Annotated in this window: 16 protein-coding genes, 1 tRNA gene and 1 pseudogene; 8 read left to right on the top strand and 10 right to left on the bottom strand. The window is 69.9% G+C overall.

All coding sequences use genetic code 11. The annotated features are described in order from the left end of the window. Window positions 1–22 precede the first annotated feature (22 nt). The gene (locus ACGFY9_RS23805; RefSeq protein WP_393757119.1) at window positions 23–238 is read right to left on the bottom strand and encodes a zinc ribbon domain-containing protein; all 216 of its coding nucleotides are present in this window, start codon (window positions 236–238) and stop codon (window positions 23–25) included. Between the two features lie 301 nt (window positions 239–539). On the opposite strand from ACGFY9_RS23805, the gene ACGFY9_RS23800 reads away from it, so the two are divergent. The 3 genes from ACGFY9_RS23800 to ACGFY9_RS23790 all read left to right on the top strand — a co-directional run bounded on the left by ACGFY9_RS23800 (window position 540) and on the right by ACGFY9_RS23790 (window position 5326). After that, on the top strand, window positions 540–2723 hold the full coding sequence (locus ACGFY9_RS23800) for a transglycosylase domain-containing protein (RefSeq protein ID WP_393757419.1): 2184 nt from the start codon (window positions 540–542) through the stop codon (window positions 2721–2723). A gap of 43 nt (window positions 2724–2766) precedes the next feature. Next, window positions 2767–4047 (top strand): hypothetical protein, encoded by a 1281-nt coding sequence (locus ACGFY9_RS23795; RefSeq protein WP_393757117.1) that lies wholly within the window; start codon window positions 2767–2769, stop codon window positions 4045–4047. A gap of 109 nt (window positions 4048–4156) precedes the next feature. Further along, window positions 4157–5326: an amidase domain-containing protein gene (locus ACGFY9_RS23790; RefSeq protein WP_393757115.1), complete on the top strand. Its 1170-nt coding sequence runs from the start codon at window positions 4157–4159 to the stop codon at window positions 5324–5326. A gap of 73 nt (window positions 5327–5399) precedes the next feature. Here ACGFY9_RS23790 and ACGFY9_RS23785 read toward each other — a convergent pair whose 3' ends face one another. Both ACGFY9_RS23785 and ACGFY9_RS23780 read right to left on the bottom strand, forming a co-directional pair. Then, complete coding sequence (locus tag ACGFY9_RS23785; RefSeq protein ID WP_393757113.1) at window positions 5400–6791, bottom strand: hypothetical protein; 1392 nt, start codon at window positions 6789–6791, stop codon at window positions 5400–5402. A gap of 71 nt (window positions 6792–6862) precedes the next feature. Further along, the gene (locus ACGFY9_RS23780) at window positions 6863–7660 is read right to left on the bottom strand and encodes a DUF4097 family beta strand repeat-containing protein (protein ID WP_393757111.1); all 798 of its coding nucleotides are present in this window, start codon (window positions 7658–7660) and stop codon (window positions 6863–6865) included. A 215-nt stretch (window positions 7661–7875) separates the two neighbouring features. On the opposite strand from ACGFY9_RS23780, the gene ACGFY9_RS23775 reads away from it, so the two are divergent. After that, window positions 7876–7950: transfer RNA gene (locus ACGFY9_RS23775), tRNA-Val, on the top strand. A 14-nt stretch (window positions 7951–7964) separates the two neighbouring features. On the opposite strand, the gene ACGFY9_RS23770 is transcribed toward ACGFY9_RS23775, so the two are convergent. Then, window positions 7965–8711, bottom strand: coding sequence for an HAD family hydrolase (locus ACGFY9_RS23770; RefSeq protein WP_393757109.1), 747 nt, complete (start codon window positions 8709–8711; stop codon window positions 7965–7967). Window positions 8712–8755: 44 nt separating this feature from the next. Continuing rightward, the gene (locus tag ACGFY9_RS23765) at window positions 8756–9589 is read right to left on the bottom strand and encodes a hypothetical protein (protein WP_393757107.1); all 834 of its coding nucleotides are present in this window, start codon (window positions 9587–9589) and stop codon (window positions 8756–8758) included. Between the two features lie 123 nt (window positions 9590–9712). Between ACGFY9_RS23765 and ACGFY9_RS23760 the strand changes: the two genes are divergently transcribed. After that, complete coding sequence (locus tag ACGFY9_RS23760; RefSeq protein WP_393757105.1) at window positions 9713–10066, top strand: hypothetical protein; 354 nt, start codon at window positions 9713–9715, stop codon at window positions 10064–10066. A gap of 132 nt (window positions 10067–10198) precedes the next feature. On the opposite strand, the gene ACGFY9_RS23755 is transcribed toward ACGFY9_RS23760, so the two are convergent. Further along, a complete protein-coding gene (locus ACGFY9_RS23755) occupies window positions 10199–10549 on the bottom strand; it encodes a hypothetical protein (protein WP_393757103.1) in 351 nt (116 codons plus the stop codon). An 87-nt stretch (window positions 10550–10636) separates the two neighbouring features. Next, window positions 10637–11803 carry a hypothetical protein gene (locus ACGFY9_RS23750; protein WP_393757101.1) on the bottom strand — a complete coding sequence of 389 codons (1167 nt, stop codon included), beginning with the start codon at window positions 11801–11803 and terminating at the stop codon, window positions 10637–10639. A 249-nt stretch (window positions 11804–12052) separates the two neighbouring features. Here ACGFY9_RS23750 and ACGFY9_RS23745 point away from each other — a divergent pair. Next, a pseudogene (locus ACGFY9_RS23745) lies at window positions 12053–12510 on the top strand (GNAT family N-acetyltransferase). A gap of 31 nt (window positions 12511–12541) precedes the next feature. On the opposite strand, the gene ACGFY9_RS23740 reads toward ACGFY9_RS23745, so the two are convergent. Further along, a complete protein-coding gene (locus ACGFY9_RS23740; RefSeq protein WP_393757099.1) occupies window positions 12542–13447 on the bottom strand; it encodes a ketopantoate reductase family protein in 906 nt (301 codons plus the stop codon). Window positions 13448–13563: 116 nt separating this feature from the next. Between ACGFY9_RS23740 and ACGFY9_RS23735 the strand changes: the two genes are divergently transcribed. Then, window positions 13564–13794: a DUF2277 domain-containing protein gene (locus ACGFY9_RS23735; RefSeq protein WP_393757097.1), complete on the top strand. Its 231-nt coding sequence runs from the start codon at window positions 13564–13566 to the stop codon at window positions 13792–13794. Window positions 13795–14189: 395 nt separating this feature from the next. Here the strand turns inward: ACGFY9_RS23735 and ACGFY9_RS23730 are convergent, their stop codons facing one another. Continuing rightward, a complete protein-coding gene (locus tag ACGFY9_RS23730) occupies window positions 14190–14831 on the bottom strand; it encodes a DedA family protein (RefSeq protein WP_393757095.1) in 642 nt (213 codons plus the stop codon). A 219-nt stretch (window positions 14832–15050) separates the two neighbouring features. On the opposite strand from ACGFY9_RS23730, the gene ACGFY9_RS23725 reads away from it, so the two are divergent. Continuing rightward, window positions 15051–15590 (top strand): superoxide dismutase family protein, encoded by a 540-nt coding sequence (locus tag ACGFY9_RS23725; protein WP_393757093.1) that lies wholly within the window; start codon window positions 15051–15053, stop codon window positions 15588–15590. A 51-nt stretch (window positions 15591–15641) separates the two neighbouring features. Here ACGFY9_RS23725 and ACGFY9_RS23720 read toward each other — a convergent pair whose 3' ends face one another. Then, the gene (locus ACGFY9_RS23720) at window positions 15642–16100 is read right to left on the bottom strand and encodes a DoxX family protein (RefSeq protein WP_393757417.1); all 459 of its coding nucleotides are present in this window, start codon (window positions 16098–16100) and stop codon (window positions 15642–15644) included. Between the last annotated feature and the right edge of the window lie 20 nt (window positions 16101–16120).

Raw genomic sequence — 16120 nt, 5'->3', positions numbered from 1 at the left:
CCCGACAACGCACAGGTCCTGCCTAGCCGCAGCACCCGCCCCCGCAACAACCGCCGCCCCCGCCGCCCCCTCCGGCTGCGGGGGCAGAGGACGTCCCGCCCACAGCCACGGCCGACAGCAGCTTCACCGTGTCGTCATGCCCCGAGGGGCACGCCGCCGGCGCGGAAGACTCCGCCATGGGCCGGCTCAGTTCGAACGTCGATCCGCACGTGCGGCAGCGGTACTCGTAGCGAGGCATGACAGCAGGCTAGCCCCACTCCCATGTGAGTACGGCACCTTGTTTTTTCATGAAGGTTTCGGCTGTGTCCTGTTCTGTCGTTTTCTTATATGGAGAACTTGCGAAGACCACTGGTAATTTGAGGGCGCCGCGTGATCTGTGAGGCCGGGGGGAACCGGGATTTGCAGTCGTGTTCACGGCAACCATTTCAGACCCTCGTACGTCAATGCGTCTGCCTGTGCGAGCAATACGGAGTGCGGAGGGGAGTCGCGTCGTGACCCACGAGGGGGACGGGGAGGAGCGCCAGGCACCGGACGAGACCATGCAGTTGAAGCTCCCCGCCGGGTTCAGGCCGGACGAGACCATGCAGCTGCGGTTGTCCGACCTGGAGATACCGGAGGCGCCGGAGATACCCGAGGGGGAGACGAAACCGGTGCGGCACCGGGGCCGCAAGGCCTACCGTGCGTCCCTCCACAGCCGTCTCTCCCGTCTCGCCGCGGTCCTCCGCACCCGCTTCGCCCCCGTCGCCGCCCGCCTCGCCCCGGCCGTGATCTTCCTCACTCCGTACGTCCGCAAGCTGCGCCCGGTGTACCCGCGCCCCGGCCGTACGGACTGGCGCCGCTGGATACCCTCCTGGCGGCAGTGGCTCGGGGGCGCGCTCGCCGCCGTAGGTCTCAGCGGACTGTTCCTGGTCGTCGCCTACGCGACCACCGACATCCCCTCGAACCTCAACACGTACGCCACCCAGCAGGACAACGTGTACTTCTGGTCCGACGGGACGCCCATGGCGCGGACCGGCTGGGTGCAGCGGCAGGCGATGCCGCTGAAGGACATCCCGACCGACGTCCGCTGGGCGGTGCTCGCCGCGGAGAACGAGAGCTTCTACAGCGACCCCGGCATCTCCATGAAGGGCATCGCCCGCGCCCTGTACCGCACGGTCGGCGAGGGGGACACCGAGGGCGGCTCGACGATCACCCAGCAGTACGTGAAGAACGTCTATCTGACCCAGAACCAGACGGTGAGCCGCAAGTTCACCGAGGCGATGATCTCCCTCAAGCTCGACAACAAGATGAGCAAGGACAAGATCCTTGAGGGGTATCTCAACACCAGCTGGTTCGGCCGCGGCACCTATGGCCTGCAGCGCGCCTCGCAGGCGTACTACGGCAAGGACGTCAGCCAGCTCAACGCGAGCCAAGGCGCCTTCCTGGCCTCGCTGTTGAAGGGTGCGGGCCTCTACGACCCGACGCTCAGCAAGGCCAACCACGCCCGGGCGGTGGCCCGTTGGTCGTGGATCCTCGACCGCATGGTGAAGATCGGCAAGCTGTCGCCGGCCGAGCGCGCGAAGTACAAGACCTTCCCCGAGCCGCTCAAGCAGTCGAAGACCTACGACACCGGCAAGCAGAGCGACTACCTGGTCGAACTGGCCACGCAGTACGTGAAGAAGACCGCGCACATCTCGGACAAGGACTTCGACCTCGGCGGCTACCAGATCTACACGACCTTCGACCGCAAGCGGGAGACCGAGCTGACCGACGCCGTGAACAAGGCCCGCAAGGACGCGCGGAAGAAGGACGCCGGCACGGCGAAGACCGCGCACTACGGCGCCTCCTCGGTGGCCTCCGACGGCCGGATCCTCGCTGTCTACGGCGGCCCCGACCACCGTACGCAGGGCTACAACGACTCCAACGCCACGACTGTGCCCGCCGGTTCGGCCTTCGAGCCGTTCGTGTACGCGGCCGCTCTGGAGCACGGGGTCACCAAGACCCGTGGCAGACCGCCGACTTCGGTCACCCCGGACACGCTGTACGACGGGGACGACGCCGTGCCGGTCACCACACCGGAGGGGCCGTACTGGGACCGCAGCGGCAAGAAGGTCGCCGCGCACAACGACGGCAACAAGTCCTACGGGCAGATCAGTCTGCGCCAGGCCCTCGCCCAGTCCGTGAACACCCCGTTCATGCAGCTGGGCATGGACACCGGCCTGACGACCGTACGGAAGACGGCCGAGGACGCCGGCCTGCTCTCCTCCAGTTTCGGGGCCCAGGTACCCGCGCTGTCGCTGGGCAATGCCACGCCCAGCGCCTTGCGCATGGCGAGCGCGTACGGCACGTTCGACGCCGGGGGCGTCCACACCGAGCCGTACTCGGTCCGCCGTATCACCCGTAACGGCGCGACGGTCGCCCTGGAGCGGCCGGAGCCGGTCCGGGCGATGAGCAAGACCACCGCGAGTGAGGTGACGGAGGCGCTCACGGACTCCTTCGGCCTCGCGCATCCCACCGCCGCCAAGACCGCGGGGACCGAGGTGGCGGGCAAGACCGGCACCACGCAGGACGACACCGCGGCCTGGTACGTCGGGACGGCCGAGTCCGTGTCGACCGCCGTCGTCGTCTACCGCATCGACCTGAGCAAGAGCCTCGAACCTCTGCCGCTGAAGGGAGTTTCCGGCACGCCAGCAACCGACGTCCCCTACGGCATCTGGTCGAGAGCCATGACCCCGCTCGGCTGACCACCGCAGCGCAACCGCCACCTCCTCGCAGAATGAGCCGCCCATGAAGCCTCGGACGAAGGCACCGTCCGGCCGCCGCCGCAGAGCCCCTGAACCGCGCCGTCGTACCCCGAAGCCGGGGTTCCTCACGCTGGCCGTGTTCCTGGTCGTCGCCTCACTGGTGACGGGGTATCTGGCGTTGAACCGGGACAACACGGCGCCCACCGCGTCGGCCGGCAAGAACGCCGAGCCCAAGTCGACCAAGGAGCCTGCCTGGGACGGCAAGACGCAGGTGCTGGGGGACGGCTCGACCTCGTACACGGGGCCGCAGAAGGACCAGTTGAAGGCCGTGCCGCTCAAGCCCGGTGAGAAACCACCCCAGTTCGTGGTCTTCTCCTGGGACGGGGCGCTGCAGGGGGACGACAAACTCTTCTCGCACTACCGGGAGATGGCGAAGGAGTACAACGCCCACATGACCTTCTTCCTCACGGGCATCTATCTGCTGCCCAAGAGCAAGAGGGACCTGTACCACCCGCCGATGCACTCCGTGGGCTCGGCCGCGATCGACTTCCCCACCGACCAGCACATCCGGGACACGCTGGAGCAACTCCGCCTGGCCTACGAGCAGGGCAACGACATCGGCACCCACTTCAACGGCCACTTCTGCGAGGCCAAGGGCGGCGGTGACTGGAGCGTCGCGCAGTGGAAGAGCGAGATCGACCAGTTCTTCTCCTTCGTCGAGAACTGGAAGACCAACACCGGCTACACCGACATCCCGGCCCTGCCCTTCGACTTCAAGAAGGAGGTCGTCGGAGGCCGCGCCCCCTGCCTGGAGGGCCAGCCCAACCTCCTGAAGGCGCTGAAGGGTTACGGCTGGAAGTACGACGCCAGCTCCCCGGGCGACTTCCAGATATGGCCCACCAAGAAGGACGGCCTCTGGGACTTCCCGCTCGAACTGCTCCCCTACGGGGACAACATCCAGGCCCTGTCGATGGACTTCAACTTCCTCTACAACCAGTCGGGCGGCGCCACCCAGGGCGACCCCGCGAAGTTCGCCGACTGGGAGAAGAAGACCGTCGACTCGTACATGGCCGGCTTCAACCGGGTCTACTACGGCAGCCGGGCGCCCCTGTTCATCGGCAACCACTTCGAGAACTGGAACGGCAGCATCTACATGAAGGCCATCGACCAGATCATCCCGAAGATCTGCACGAAGAAGGGCGTCAAGTGCGTGTCCTTCAGGGAGCTTTCGGACTGGATGGACGTTCAGTCGCCGCAGACTTTGCAGCAGTTGCGCAGCCTGGACCCGGCCCAGTCGCCGGACTGGTCCACGGTGGTCAAGTGACCTCTGGGGACTGGTGAACTGACCTAGTGCAACCCCCTTCACAGGAGCCACACATGGCGTGCGAAGATGCCCTCGCCCGGTAGGCGTACCGGCGTAGAGGGGAACACCATTGAAATCCAGAAAACTGAGCCGTAAGCGGAGCCGTACGGCCATAATCTCGGCGGCCGCCGCCTCGGTCGTCGCCGGCGTCGCCCTCGTGCCCAACTGGAGCGCGGGCGCTGCCGTCGTCGACGACCCGACCGTGAACGCCGCCACCAAGGCGACCTTCCAGAAGCTCGCCGACGCGGTCTTCACCGACCGCACCCAGGCGCTCGTCCACGGGGCCGGTACGAAGCAGAGCACCTCGCGCTTCTCCGGCGACGTCCGCCTCTCCAGCACCCAGTCGCGGGACGAGAAGTCGGCGCTGAGCCAGCTGCGCGGCCGCCAGAGCAGCATCGCGAAGCTCGGCGAGACCTACAGCACGGGAAGCACCAAGGTCACGCTGGACGCGACCCGGGTCACCGGCCGCACCGCCAAGGCCGACGTCACCGAGACGACCACGCTGACGTACGCGAAGGCCACGGGGAACGAGCCGAGGACCACCGGCTTCCAGGCCCACCACGAACTGACCTTCAAGGCCGACCAGCAGGGCACCTGGCAGCTGTCGAACATCCAGGACACGGACACCGGCGGCCTCGCCGTCAACACGGTGGCCAAGCCCGCGGTCAAGGCGTCGCCCGCCCCGGCCGACGACGGCAACACCACGCCGGACGCGCCGCGCGCGGCCACCACCCGCAACCCGGTGGCGGTCCCGAAGACGAGCACGACGTACGACTACAAGGCGATGGCGGCGTACGCCGAGAAGTACTGGAACGTCTACAACACCGCCTACCCGGACTTCAACGGCCACGCGGACGGCGGCGACTGCACCAACTTCGTCAGCCAGTCCCTGAAGGCCGGCGGCTGGAAGCACGTCCCGGGCTATGTCTACGACTACACGAAGTGGTTCGGCACCGCGGACATCCAGTCGGACTCCTTCGTCGGCGTCAACGAGTGGTCCTGGTTCGCGCAGAACTCCAAGCGCACCACCCCGCTCGCCAACGTCTACCAGTTGGAGGTCGGCGACGTCCTCCAGATGGACTTCGACCGCGACGGCGCCAAGGACCACACGATGATCGTGACGGCCAAGAGCAACGGCGTCCCGTACGTCACGTACCACTCGAACAACACCCTGCGCAGGTCGGTGGCGAGCCTCATCGCGTCGTACCCGAACGCGTACTACTACGCCTACCGCACCTGAGATCCACAGCTCGGCGTAGTCCCACCGGCCCCCGGTCGCATGCTTCGGCACGCGGCCGGGGGCCGTCTCGCGCTCAGTGTCCGGGGGTTCCGCGTTCCTCGCGGATCTGACTGACGACCCTTGCCACGGACTGGCGTACGGCTTCCGTCTCCGTCAGGAAGTGCCAGTAGTCGGGGTGGCGGCCCTCCAGCGTGGTGATCGCGCGGTCGAGGCGGGCCACGGCGTCGTCGAGCGGGCGGGCGTGGCGGGGTTCGGGTGTAGTGCGGCCGGACATCGCGAGGCGCTGGGCGTCGCGGATCGCGAAGCGGGTGCGGTCGATCTCCTGCTGGGGGTCCTTCTGTACGGCGTTCAGCCGGCGCAGCCGGTCACCGGCGGCCGACACGGCCTCGTCGGTGGTGTTCAGCAGCGCCCGCACGGTCGACAGGAGGGACGTGGCGTCCGGCCAGCGCTGCGCGTCCCGGGCGGCCTGCGCTTCCTTCAGCTTCAGCTCGGCCTGCCGTACGTTCTCGCCGGCCTGCTGCGGCACCTGCTGGAGGTCCTGCCAGCAGGCGGCGGAGAAGCGCCGCCGCAGCTCGCTGAGTACGGGGTCGACCTGCCCGGCGCGGGTGGTGAGCGCCTGGGCGCGGGTGCGGAGGGAGACGAGCCGGTGGTCGATCTCGGCGGCCCGCTCGGGCAGCCCGTCGGCCTCGGCCCGGATGGCCTCGGCCTCCCGGGCGACCTGCGTCGCCCGTTCCAGCGTCTGCGGTACGCCGTGCTGCCCGGCGCCCTGGTTCAGCTTGGTCAGCTCCGGCCCGAGCGCGGCGAGCCGGGCGGCGAGATCGTCGGCGCGCAGCCCGGACGCGCGTACGGCGTCCAGGGCGTTGGAGGCGGCGAGCAGTGCCTGCCGGCCGCGCTCTACGGCGGGCGCCAGCCGGGCGAGCTGGGTCTCGGCCTTGCCGAGCAACGGCCCGAGCCCGCTCTCGAACCGGTCCAGCTCCTGCTTGACCTGGCCCAACTGGTCCTTGGCGGCGGTCAGTTCGGTGCGGGCGCGGTTCGCTGCGGCGGCCTCCAGGTCATCGCGGTCGAGGTCGTGCGCGTCGACGGCGTTGATGTACCGGCCGCTGGCCTCGTCGATGCGTCGGCCGAGCGCCTCGAAGTCGGTGACCGCGCGGCGGGCGGCCGGCGTGTCGTCGACCGCGGTGATGGTGTCTATCGAGATCCGCAGATCCCGCTGGGCGGTGTCCAGCTCGTAGAACGCGGCCGCCGCGGCGTCCTTCGCCGCCTGCGCCTCGGCCCGCTGACTCTCGGCCCGCCCGCCGAACCAGCGCCGGGTGCCGCCGCCGGCGAACGTGGCGGGGAGCGCGAGCACACTGACCAGCAGCGGGAGGCTCATCACCGCGAGGGTGTCGAGGGCGGCACGGGCGGTGGCGGAACCGCGCCGGGTCCGTGTGAGCGGCGAATACGGCTGCGCTGGTGTCGCCGTCACATCCCTCTCCCGTGTCTTCGATCCTGACCGTTGTCATTCTCCCACCGGTAGAGGACGAACACACGGGCCGGTCAGTTCGCGTTCCGCACCGTGACTTTCCCGTCGCCGGTGTGGGCGGTCACCACATGAGAACTCGACGAGTCCCGGGGCACGGACACATCCACCGATCCGTCGCCGGTCTTGGTGGTCACGCGGTACTCGGCGGCGCCCGTGGGCAACGCGATCGTCACGGACCCGTCGCCGCTGTCGGCCTCCACCAGGTCGGGTACGGCGCGGAGTTCGAGGTGCACCGATCCGTCACCGGTGGTCGTCCGCACCTGCCGGGAGGACACCTCGGCGTGCACGGAATCGTCCCCGCTGTGCAGCACCAGCGGACCGGTGGAGTCGGTCACGTGGACGGACCCGTCGTGCGTACGGATGCTGAGCGCGTCCGCGAACCCCCGGGCCCGCACACTCCCGTCCCCGTCCTCCACCTTCACGGCGACCCCGCGCGGCACCTCGATCCGGTGCTTGACCGAACAGTCGGCGATCACTCCGGAACACTTCGTCCGCAGCTTCAGCCGGTCGCCGTCCATAGCCCAGGTCACCTTGGGATCCGAACCGATCGCGACGCTGCCCTGCCACCACCGGGTGACCTCGATCTTCCCGGCCGGGTTCGAGTCCGCGGCAACGATCTCCAGCGCGGAGTCGTCGGAGTCGATGGTGAGCGTACGACCGGCCAGGGCGAAGGTGCGGTGATCGGGGTGCTTGTCGTCCCCGGCGGACGCGGTGCCGCAGGCGGTGGCGGCGAGGAGGAACAGGGCGAGGGTGCCGGTGGCGGCGAGGGCGCGGGTGGTGCGGGTGCGAGTGCGGCTACGGGTGTGGGTCACGGTGATTTCCCCCTGGGACGGACGCGGAGTCCTGGTGACTCCTACGGCGCCCTTCGACCGTAGAGAGCGGCGCGCCGCGGGGGCATCCGGTGCGCTCCCGGACCCGGGGTGGGGTAAACCCCCGAGAGCGCCCTGACCTCCCCCCGGACCTCCTTCCATCGCGATACGGGTTTGCAGGACAGGCCCCCCGGCCATGTAGGCTGTCGACTCGTCCTGGGCGCGTAGCTCAGGGGTAGAGCGTCGCCCTTACAAGGCGAATGTCGGCGGTTCGAAACCGTCCGCGCCCACCAGGATAAGCAGCAGGTCAGAGGCCTTCCGGAGAGATCTCCGGGAGGCCTCTTTCCGTGGCCGGAGTCCCCATGGAGTCCACATCGCCATCGCCGCCGAGGATGCGCCGCACAGCAGCTCGCAACCCACTCTCTTCCGGGCTGACGAGGACCCCGGGGATTCCGAGGGCCTGGGCACCGGCGACATCGGCCACCGGGTTGTCACCGACCATCCAGACCCGCTCGGGAGACCCGGCCAGCTCCAACGCCACCTCGAAGATCCGACGGTGCGGCTTCTCCCACCCGACGAGCGAGGAGTTGACGACGGCTGAGAAGTGCCGATCAAGCCCGAGATCCCGAAGCAGTCCATCCAACTCCGGCACATGATTACTGACGACGACGTGAAGCCAACCGGCGGCGGCGAGTTCCTCCAGTGCGGCGAGGCTGTCGGGGAAGACGCCCCAACGACTCGCGTCGATGTAGTGGGCCCGCACCCTGCTCGCGGCAAGGGCAGCCAGCCGGGCCTCGACACCCGCCCCGACATACGCCTTCACAAAGAGCGGCTGAAGAGCGCCCCACCACGCGTCAGGTGTGCTCAGCTCGGGATGCCCGCTCTCGGACCGATGCCAGGGAAATCCGTCCCGCAGCCCCGGCGCCACATCGGCCGCGACCACACCATGCCCGGGCGCGACCTCCCCCAACGCCTCCACCAGGCATCCGCGCCACCTGCCGTCCCGGAACGCCAAGGTCCCGTCGAAGTCCCACAGCACAACGCTTCCGGTCACATGCGGCATCCTACGGAGCGCGCCGCCCACGGGCCCGCGGATGGCTAGCCCGTCCTGCCGTTGAGGAGGTCGGCGTAACTGCGGGCCTGGTCCGCGGCGTTGTGGTGCCAGGTGGACTGGGTGTGGTGTTCGTCCGCCAACGAGGGTTCCGCGGTGGCGAGTTCGTCGTAGGTGGTGGATATCTCGTCGTGGACCGCGGCGATGGCGAGCCGGTTGGCGCGTACCGCGTCCGCGTGGCCGCGGTGGGTCTCGATCAGCAGCGGGTCGTCTCCGATGGGGGCGGAGGTGGGGCCGTGGGCGTGCAAGTCGCTGTATTCGTCGTTGAGTTGGGTGGCCCGGGCGTCCAGGTCCGTACGGCGGATGTGGAGGGCGGAGCCGCGGGCGCGCAGGCTGGCCTCGTAGGCGTGGGAGCCGGGGTAGCGGATCGCGTCCAGGCCCGAGGTGACCGCGTGCGGCCGGTCGGGGCGCAGCCTGGCGTAGCGGGCGTCCGCCTCGGCCGCCACCTCCAGCGTCTTCAGTTCCGGCGGCAGGGCGCTGCGCCCGATGGCCGCCCAGCCGTGCACGTCGCTGTACCACTTCTCGTGGGCGGACTGCCGGGTGATGCCTGCGGCGTCACCGATCTGGTTCCACGTGGTGCCGCGTTCACGCTCGGCGACCACCGCCTCCCGTACGACGTCGTCCATACGACGCTGGAGCTTCAGGGCGGTCCGCAGCAGGTCGCCCGGCGCGGGGTCCGGCTCGACCGGTACGGCATCCAGTACCGCGTCGGCCAGTTGACGGAGCGTCAGGGCCAGGGCCACGCGTGACTCGTCGCGCGGCGACAGCCTGTGCAGCTCGGGTGAGGCCGGTACGGAGGACGCGTCTTCGGCATCGGTCATGCCGTCAGGCTATCCCTGACATTCCCTTGCCGGGGTGGGGAGTTGAGGGCGTGGCGGCTGACCGCGTCGGCCGTTCGGTTCGGTGGTGTCGCGGTTTCCGGGGGTGATGGGCAGGATGGGTGCATGAGCGAACCTGGCACGACCGCCTCGGGCTCCGTGTTGTCCCTCTGGTCGAAGGACTCCGTGTTGTCGATCGGCTCGGTGGGGTCGGTGCTGTCCATCGGGTCCGTCGGGTCGAGCCTGTCCGTGGGGTCGATCGGGAGCGCGCTGTCGGTCGGTTCGATCGGCTCGGCCCTGTCGCTGGTCTCGGCCGGGTCGTGGCTGAGCACGGGGTCCGTGTTGTCCGCGCAGTCGCGGTGGTCGGTGCTGTCGTGGCGGTCCACGCGCGGGTTCCGGGGTGTCGGTGTCGGTGCCGTGGGGGTCGTGGGGGCCGTGACGGTCCTGTTGGTGGCCCAACGGGCGCTGCGGAAGCCGTAGTCGAGGGCGGCGGAGCTGCCCGCACCTGCGATCCCCGCCTCGCGGTTGCTTCGGCGATCCAAGGCTTAGGCGTCGACTCGTGTTGCTTGGGTCACCCAAGTGACCCAAGTGACCCAAGTCGTCCCAGTCCCGTCAGTCGCCCTTGTCGTCCGCCGGAGGCGCCTCGTGGGCGTGCTTCAGCTTCATCCGTGTCTCCACGCGCTCCGTCGCCGCCACCTCCGTCCAGAAGCGGTGGCCGCTGACGAAGACCGCGAGTTCGTGCTCGCGCTGCCGGAGCTTCTCCACCTCGGCCTGTTCGTCGGGCGTCCAGCCGGGGGACGCGGGGCGTTCCACCTTGCGCCAGCCGCCCAAGTCGCTGAACCCGTCCAGGGGCTCGACCGACCAGGGCAGCCGCTTCAGCAGGGCCGACAGCTCGGCCCGGACCTGATGCAGCTCCTCCTGACCGGCGAGGAGGTCACTCGGGAAGTCATAGGTCGTAGCCACGCGCTAATGCTACGCCTGTTCGAATTTGAGTCGCGAGTTCCTTCAGAGACTTCACACGATCGGGTTTGGGCCCGCTGGGCGGAGCGACTAGCGGAACTGGTCCCACGTCGGGCTGAGCGCGATCTCCCGCAGCTGCTCCAATGTCAGAACCGGGGCCGACAGGCGTGGCGTGCCGCGGTGGCCGGGGTTGTAGACGCTGATCACGACACGGAGGCCGTCGGTCCGCATCGTGTCGACGGTCCGCATCACGCTGGCCGCGACACCCTTGTCGCCGGGCCCCACGCGGGTGGCGACCCTGGTGCCGTCGGGCAGGGTCTCGGCATCGGTGCCGTACAGCTCGTCGGCGGCGGCCGGAGCGGTGTGCCGGATGTCGACCCGTACCGTGCTGTCGATCTCGGCCATGCTGGTGGTCCTGCCGGCGTGAACGAAGACGCACGGGTAGTCCCGGTCGTCGTACATCACCTGGACGTTCCTGGGGAGGAGCGGGACGAGGGTGCCCAGGACGGCGGCCCCGGTCAGCCCACCGTCCCCGCTCGGCGTGGGCGTCTCCGCCCACTCCTGCCTCTTGCCCTCGACATAGGGGTCGACGGCCCGCCGCCACACCTCGGACGTGACCAGCTTCTTCAACTGGGCAGCGGACAGCGGCGGTTCGGTCCGAGTGATCGGAGCGCCCGATCCGGCGGTGGAGTTCCACTCGGTGACGGAGATGTACTGTCCGCTCGGCGTGAGCAGGGCGGCCGACCACACCTTGGTGTCCACGCGCCGGTCGTCGGGGAAGGCGTACGTCTTGAGCAACATCATCCGCGTCTTGTCGGGCAGTTGGCTGTTGACGCAACTCTCGAACTCGGACTGCGGCGTGTCCGGGCAGCCGATGCTCATCTCGGCCTGGGTGCCCGGTTCGAGGCTGGTGAGGCCGATGCCGATGGCCGCCGGGCCCCTCCCGTCGTCGTAGACGACCTCCGCGTCCGGACCGGTTTCCGTGCCCATTTCCTCCCGCTCGGTGACCCTGCCCTCGGGCAGCAGGGCCTTGAGCGTGGCGACCAGGTCGGCCCGGGAGGTGGGGACGGACGGCGGTGTCGCGGGGGAGTCCCGCGTGCCGGGTGTGCCGTCGCCCCGGGGTCCGGGCAGCGCCCCGGCCACCGCGACGAGCGCGATGCCGACCGCACCGGCCACCACGGCGGTCCGCCGCCGCAGCCGTCGTCCCCGGTCGCCGGGCCGTGCTGCGGACTGGTCCTCGTCGTGCTGTTCGGACATGGAGGAACCACCGTTTCTCGAAGCGACGTGAGTGCCGTCGACCGGCCACCACACCAGTCCGACCCGCGGCACGTGGCGCGGGTTGCGTGCTCCGGACGGCGAGAACCGAACTGGTCGAGGTCTGCGCGGAACAGGCGTGCGGCGGTCATCCGCCATACCTCCGGGGACCGTCCCGCGTTCATCTCGGGGCGCGGGCCGGCCGTGCGCGGTGTGAGTCGAGTGTCAGTGGGGCCGCCTAGTGTGCTCGGCATGGACGTGGAACTCGTACAGCTTCAGCCCTGGGGTGAGGGTGACTTCTGGTTGCTGGAGCGGAACAACAGCCTTGAGATGACAGCGCACTTGGGGGGTCCCGAGAGCGCGGCGCAGCTCGATGCCCGGCATCGGCGGTATGTCGGGCTGGAGCGGGGGTGCATGTACCGGGTCGAGTTGGCGGGGAGCGGGGAGACCGTCGGCTCGATCGGGTTCTGGGAGCGGGAGTGGCGGGGCGAGTCGGTGTGGGAGACCGGGTGGGGGGTCCTGCCCGAGTTCCAGGGGCGCGGGCCGATGGGCGGCACCGGTATCTGCATGCCTTTCCGGGCGTCGGCCATCCCGCGTCGAACTCGGTGTGCCGGAAAGCCGGGTTCACCCTGCTCGGTGAGGTGGAGTTCGAGTACCCCAAGGGGTGCTGGATGACCTCCAACGACTGGCGGGTCGACCTCCAAGGGTGAGCCCGCCGGCCGTTGGAGGGGGAGCTGTCGGTCAGTTGGTGGTCTGGGTCTCCAACTGCCTTACCAGGCTTGCCGTTACCGGCACCGTGATGCCCTGCCGTTCCGCCGCCCGCAGCAACGCGCCGCCGATCGCGTCCAGTTCGAGCGGGCGGCCCGCCTCCGCGTCGCGCTGCATCGACGACTTGGTCTGCGGAGGGAACGTGTCGTAGCGGGCCAGCGCTCCCGCCGAGTCCGACGGGCCGCCGTACGAGCGGCTCACCGCCGCCGTTTCCTCCAGTAGGGCCGTCAACTCCTCGCGGTGGCGCGTGCGTACGTCGCCCAGGGGGAGGGCGTAGCGGGTGGTGAGGAGGGCGAGGGGGGCCAGGAAGGTCATCTTGGCCCAGAGTGCGGCCGTTTCGTCGGGCAGGACCTGGGTCTTGGGGCCGGCCGCGCGCAGGGCTGCCGCCAGGGTGTCCAGGCGGTCGCGGGGGACCGTGTCGCCCGTCAGGTCGATCTCCGCGAACGGGCTGCCGTGCTCAATCACCCCTGGGGCGGTGCGAGTTGACTCGACCCGGATGATCGCGGGGGCGACCTGGGCGGGGGTGTAGCGGGCGCGTAGGTGCGTTGGGTGTTCTACGCCGTTCAGGAACGGGACGAGGAGGCCGTCGCCCAGGGTCTTCGCCGGGACTCGGGTGAGGGCCGCGTCCAGAGTTGTTGCCTTGACCGTGATCAGGCAGGCGGCTACCGGTTCGCGTAGTTCCGTGTCCGCCTCCACCGGGGCCGTGAAGTCGCCGAAGTGGGCGCTGTGGACCTGGATTCCGTTCGTACGGAGGGTGTCGACGGTTTCTTCTCCGGCCAGGCAGATCACGCGGTGGCCGGCGCGGGACAGTAGCGCCGCGAGCAGGCCACCTACGCCGCCGGGGCCCAGTACCGCCACGGTGAGTTCGTTGTTCGCCATGTTGTCGTGTCCTCTCGTCGGTCGGCCCCGTGAACGGTGGCCGCCTCGGAGGGATCATCGCGGGTGTGTTCGGGAGAGGGGCGGCGGTATCGCTTCCGACGCGCGAGACTGGAGGTATGTGCCGCAGTATCAAGACGCTTCGACCGCCTGCCCTGCCCGACGAGGCCACGGAGGAGGAGGTTCGTGCCGCCGCGTTGCAGTTCGTGCGCAAGGTCTCCGGGTTCCGGGCGCCTGCCGCGCACAACCGCGAGGTCTTCGACCACGCGGTGGATGTGATCGCCGAGGCCACGGCCGAGTTGCTTGCGGGGCTTGAGGTGAGGGGGGCGGGCGCTTCGCGGGGAGCGTAGTGATCAAGGCGCGGGCCCGGTGGGGGCTGGTCGCGCAGTTCCCCGCGCCCCTAAAAAACCATTGCGCGCCCCCGATCCAAACGGGCGCGCGCCTCTGGTCCGTAGCGAATCTGCGGCCCGGTGGGGGCTGGTCGCGCCCACGCGGCGGCAGCCGCACATCGATACAGCCCCGCGCCCCTGAAGGATGGGCGCGCGCCCCTGACCCGAAGCGAAGCCGTGTTCCTGAGAAACGACCTCGCGCCTCCGGTCCGTAGAGAATCCGCGGGCCGGTGGGGGCTGGTCGTGCCCACGCGGCGGTAGCCGCACATCGATACAGTCCCGCGCCTCTGAAAAGACGGACGCGCGCCCCCGAGCCGTAGCGAACCCGTGCCCCCGAGCCGTAGCGAACCCGCCCCCTAAGGGGCGCTGACCTCCGCCGGCGCCCCGGGCTGTCTCCGCATCACGTAGGCCGCCCCCGCACCCGCCCCGAACAGGGCCACCAGCGAGACCCCCGTGGCCAGCCAGGTCGCGCCCAGCCACTGGGCGCCGTAGTAGCCCAGGGCCACGCTGTATGCCGCCCAGGACAGGCCTGCCAGGGCTGACCAGGGGAGGAAGTCTCGGGCTCGGCGGTGGGCGGCGCCTGCGCCGAGGGAGACGACCGAGCGGCCGGCGGGGGCGAAGCGGGCCAGGATGACCAGGGCTCCGCCGCCGCGGGCCAGGGCCACGCCGAGACGTTCCTGCGCGGTGGTGAGGCGGCGGGAGCGGGAGATCGCGCGGTCCAGGCGGGCGCCGCCGCGCCAGGCCAGCCGGTACGCGACGAGGTCGCCCAGGACGGACGCGGTGGCGGCGCACGCGATCAGCGCCAGGATGCTGGGGACCTCGTGCGCGACGGGAACGGCGTCCGCCGCCGCGCCGGTGCCCGCTGCCGCCGCCGTCGCGGCCGCGATGACCAGGACACCGCTCGGCAGAACCGGCAGGAACACATCAAGGAGGACGGACAGGGCGACCATGGCGTAGATCCATGGGCTGCCGGTCAGCGACCCCACACTCTCGAACAACGCGTCTCCCCGTGAACTCCCCCGTGGGCCGCGGTGAAGACGGCCAGTGACAGCCATACAGCGTACGCCTGGGTGGGGACAGGAGATTCACGGGGGGCTCGTGTGATCCGCACAGCGTGTTCACCCGGCTGCCCCGTCCCAGGGGGCGGGGCGGGCCTTCGTCCCGTAGCAACGTAAAGGGGATCTAAACGCACCTGAACGTAAGGAACGGTACACATCATGGTGGCAGGGATATGTGCGGGCGCCGTCGTCGCGGCCCTTCTGGCGAGCGGCGGAGGAGGAGGCAGTGGCGCTCCTGACGGGTACTGGATGCGGACGGACGCGCGGTTCGCTCCGGTCGGCGCCCTCGTGCCGTCGGCGGCGGTGACCTACGACAGCAAATTGGTTCCGGCTGCTGCCTGGATTCAGGTCAGTCAGCACATCGCGGTCAGTGGTGCTACGACCGTGAAGCTGCGGGTCGACGGGATGGTGCCTGGGCACGCGTACGGCATCCATGTGCACCAGAAGCCGTGCGGCGCCGACCCGGCCGCCGCGGGCGGGCACTTCCAGCACAAGCCGTCCACGGACCCGGCCGCCACCAACGCCGACAACGAGGTCTGGCTCGACTTCACGGCCGACGAGCACGGCGCCGCCGAGGCGAGCGCCCGGCACGACTGGGGCTTCCGGCAGGGCGAGGCGTCCTCCGTGGTCATCCACGACATGCCCGGCAGCCACACCCGCGCCGCCTGCTTCACGGTGCCGTTCGGCTGGGCTCCCTGACGCGACCGACCGGTGCCCCCTCCCAGGGGCACCGGTCAGTCGTTCAGCAGGTCAGGCGGCTACCGGCGTCTGGTCCGCCGACGTCCGCTCACCGGTCGCCGTAGCGGAACGCTTCGCGAACAGCCGGTCCACGCCCAGCGCGCCGGAACCCGTGAACACCAGCAGCAGGAACGCCCAGCAGAACATCGCAGAGGCCTCGCCGCCGTTCTGGATCGGCCACAGGGCCGCCTGCTGGTGGACGTCGAAGTACGCGTACGCCATCGAGCCCGAGGTGATCAGCGCGGCCACGCGGGTGCCGAGGCCGAGCAGGACGAACGTGCCGCCGACGAGCTGGATCACGGCCGCGTACCAGCCGGGCCAGGTGCCCGCCGCGAGGGTGCCGCCGGTGCCGGCGGCACCGCCGAGGACGCCGAAGAGCGAGGCCGCTCCGTGGCAGGCGAAGAGCAGGCCGACGACGATCCGGAACAGGCCGACGGCGTACGGCTGGGCCTTGTCGAGGCGTCCGTTGATGTGAGGGGTCACGTGGGGGG

It is taken from the genome of Streptomyces sp. NPDC048504, from assembly GCF_043200035.1.
Classification (GTDB): Bacteria; Actinomycetota; Actinomycetes; order Streptomycetales; family Streptomycetaceae; genus Streptomyces.
This window is presented reverse-complemented; position numbering and strand designations above follow the sequence as displayed.

Excerpts from the sequence above, each read along its gene's own strand:
- ACGFY9_RS23805 (WP_393757119.1), bottom strand. The coding sequence starts at position 238 with ATGCCTCGCTACGAGTACCGCTGCCGCACGTGCGGATCGACGTTCGAA.
- ACGFY9_RS23800 (WP_393757419.1), top strand. The coding sequence starts at position 540 with ATGCAGTTGAAGCTCCCCGCCGGGTTCAGGCCGGACGAGACCATGCAG.
- ACGFY9_RS23795 (WP_393757117.1), top strand. The coding sequence starts at position 2,767 with ATGAAGCCTCGGACGAAGGCACCGTCCGGCCGCCGCCGCAGAGCCCCT.
- ACGFY9_RS23765 (WP_393757107.1), bottom strand. The coding sequence starts at position 9,589 with ATGACCGATGCCGAAGACGCGTCCTCCGTACCGGCCTCACCCGAGCTG.
- ACGFY9_RS23760 (WP_393757105.1), top strand. The coding sequence starts at position 9,713 with ATGAGCGAACCTGGCACGACCGCCTCGGGCTCCGTGTTGTCCCTCTGG.
- ACGFY9_RS23750 (WP_393757101.1), bottom strand. The coding sequence starts at position 11,803 with ATGTCCGAACAGCACGACGAGGACCAGTCCGCAGCACGGCCCGGCGAC.
- ACGFY9_RS23740 (WP_393757099.1), bottom strand. The coding sequence starts at position 13,447 with ATGGCGAACAACGAACTCACCGTGGCGGTACTGGGCCCCGGCGGCGTA.
- ACGFY9_RS23735 (WP_393757097.1), top strand. The coding sequence starts at position 13,564 with ATGTGCCGCAGTATCAAGACGCTTCGACCGCCTGCCCTGCCCGACGAG.
- ACGFY9_RS23725 (WP_393757093.1), top strand. The coding sequence starts at position 15,051 with ATGGTGGCAGGGATATGTGCGGGCGCCGTCGTCGCGGCCCTTCTGGCG.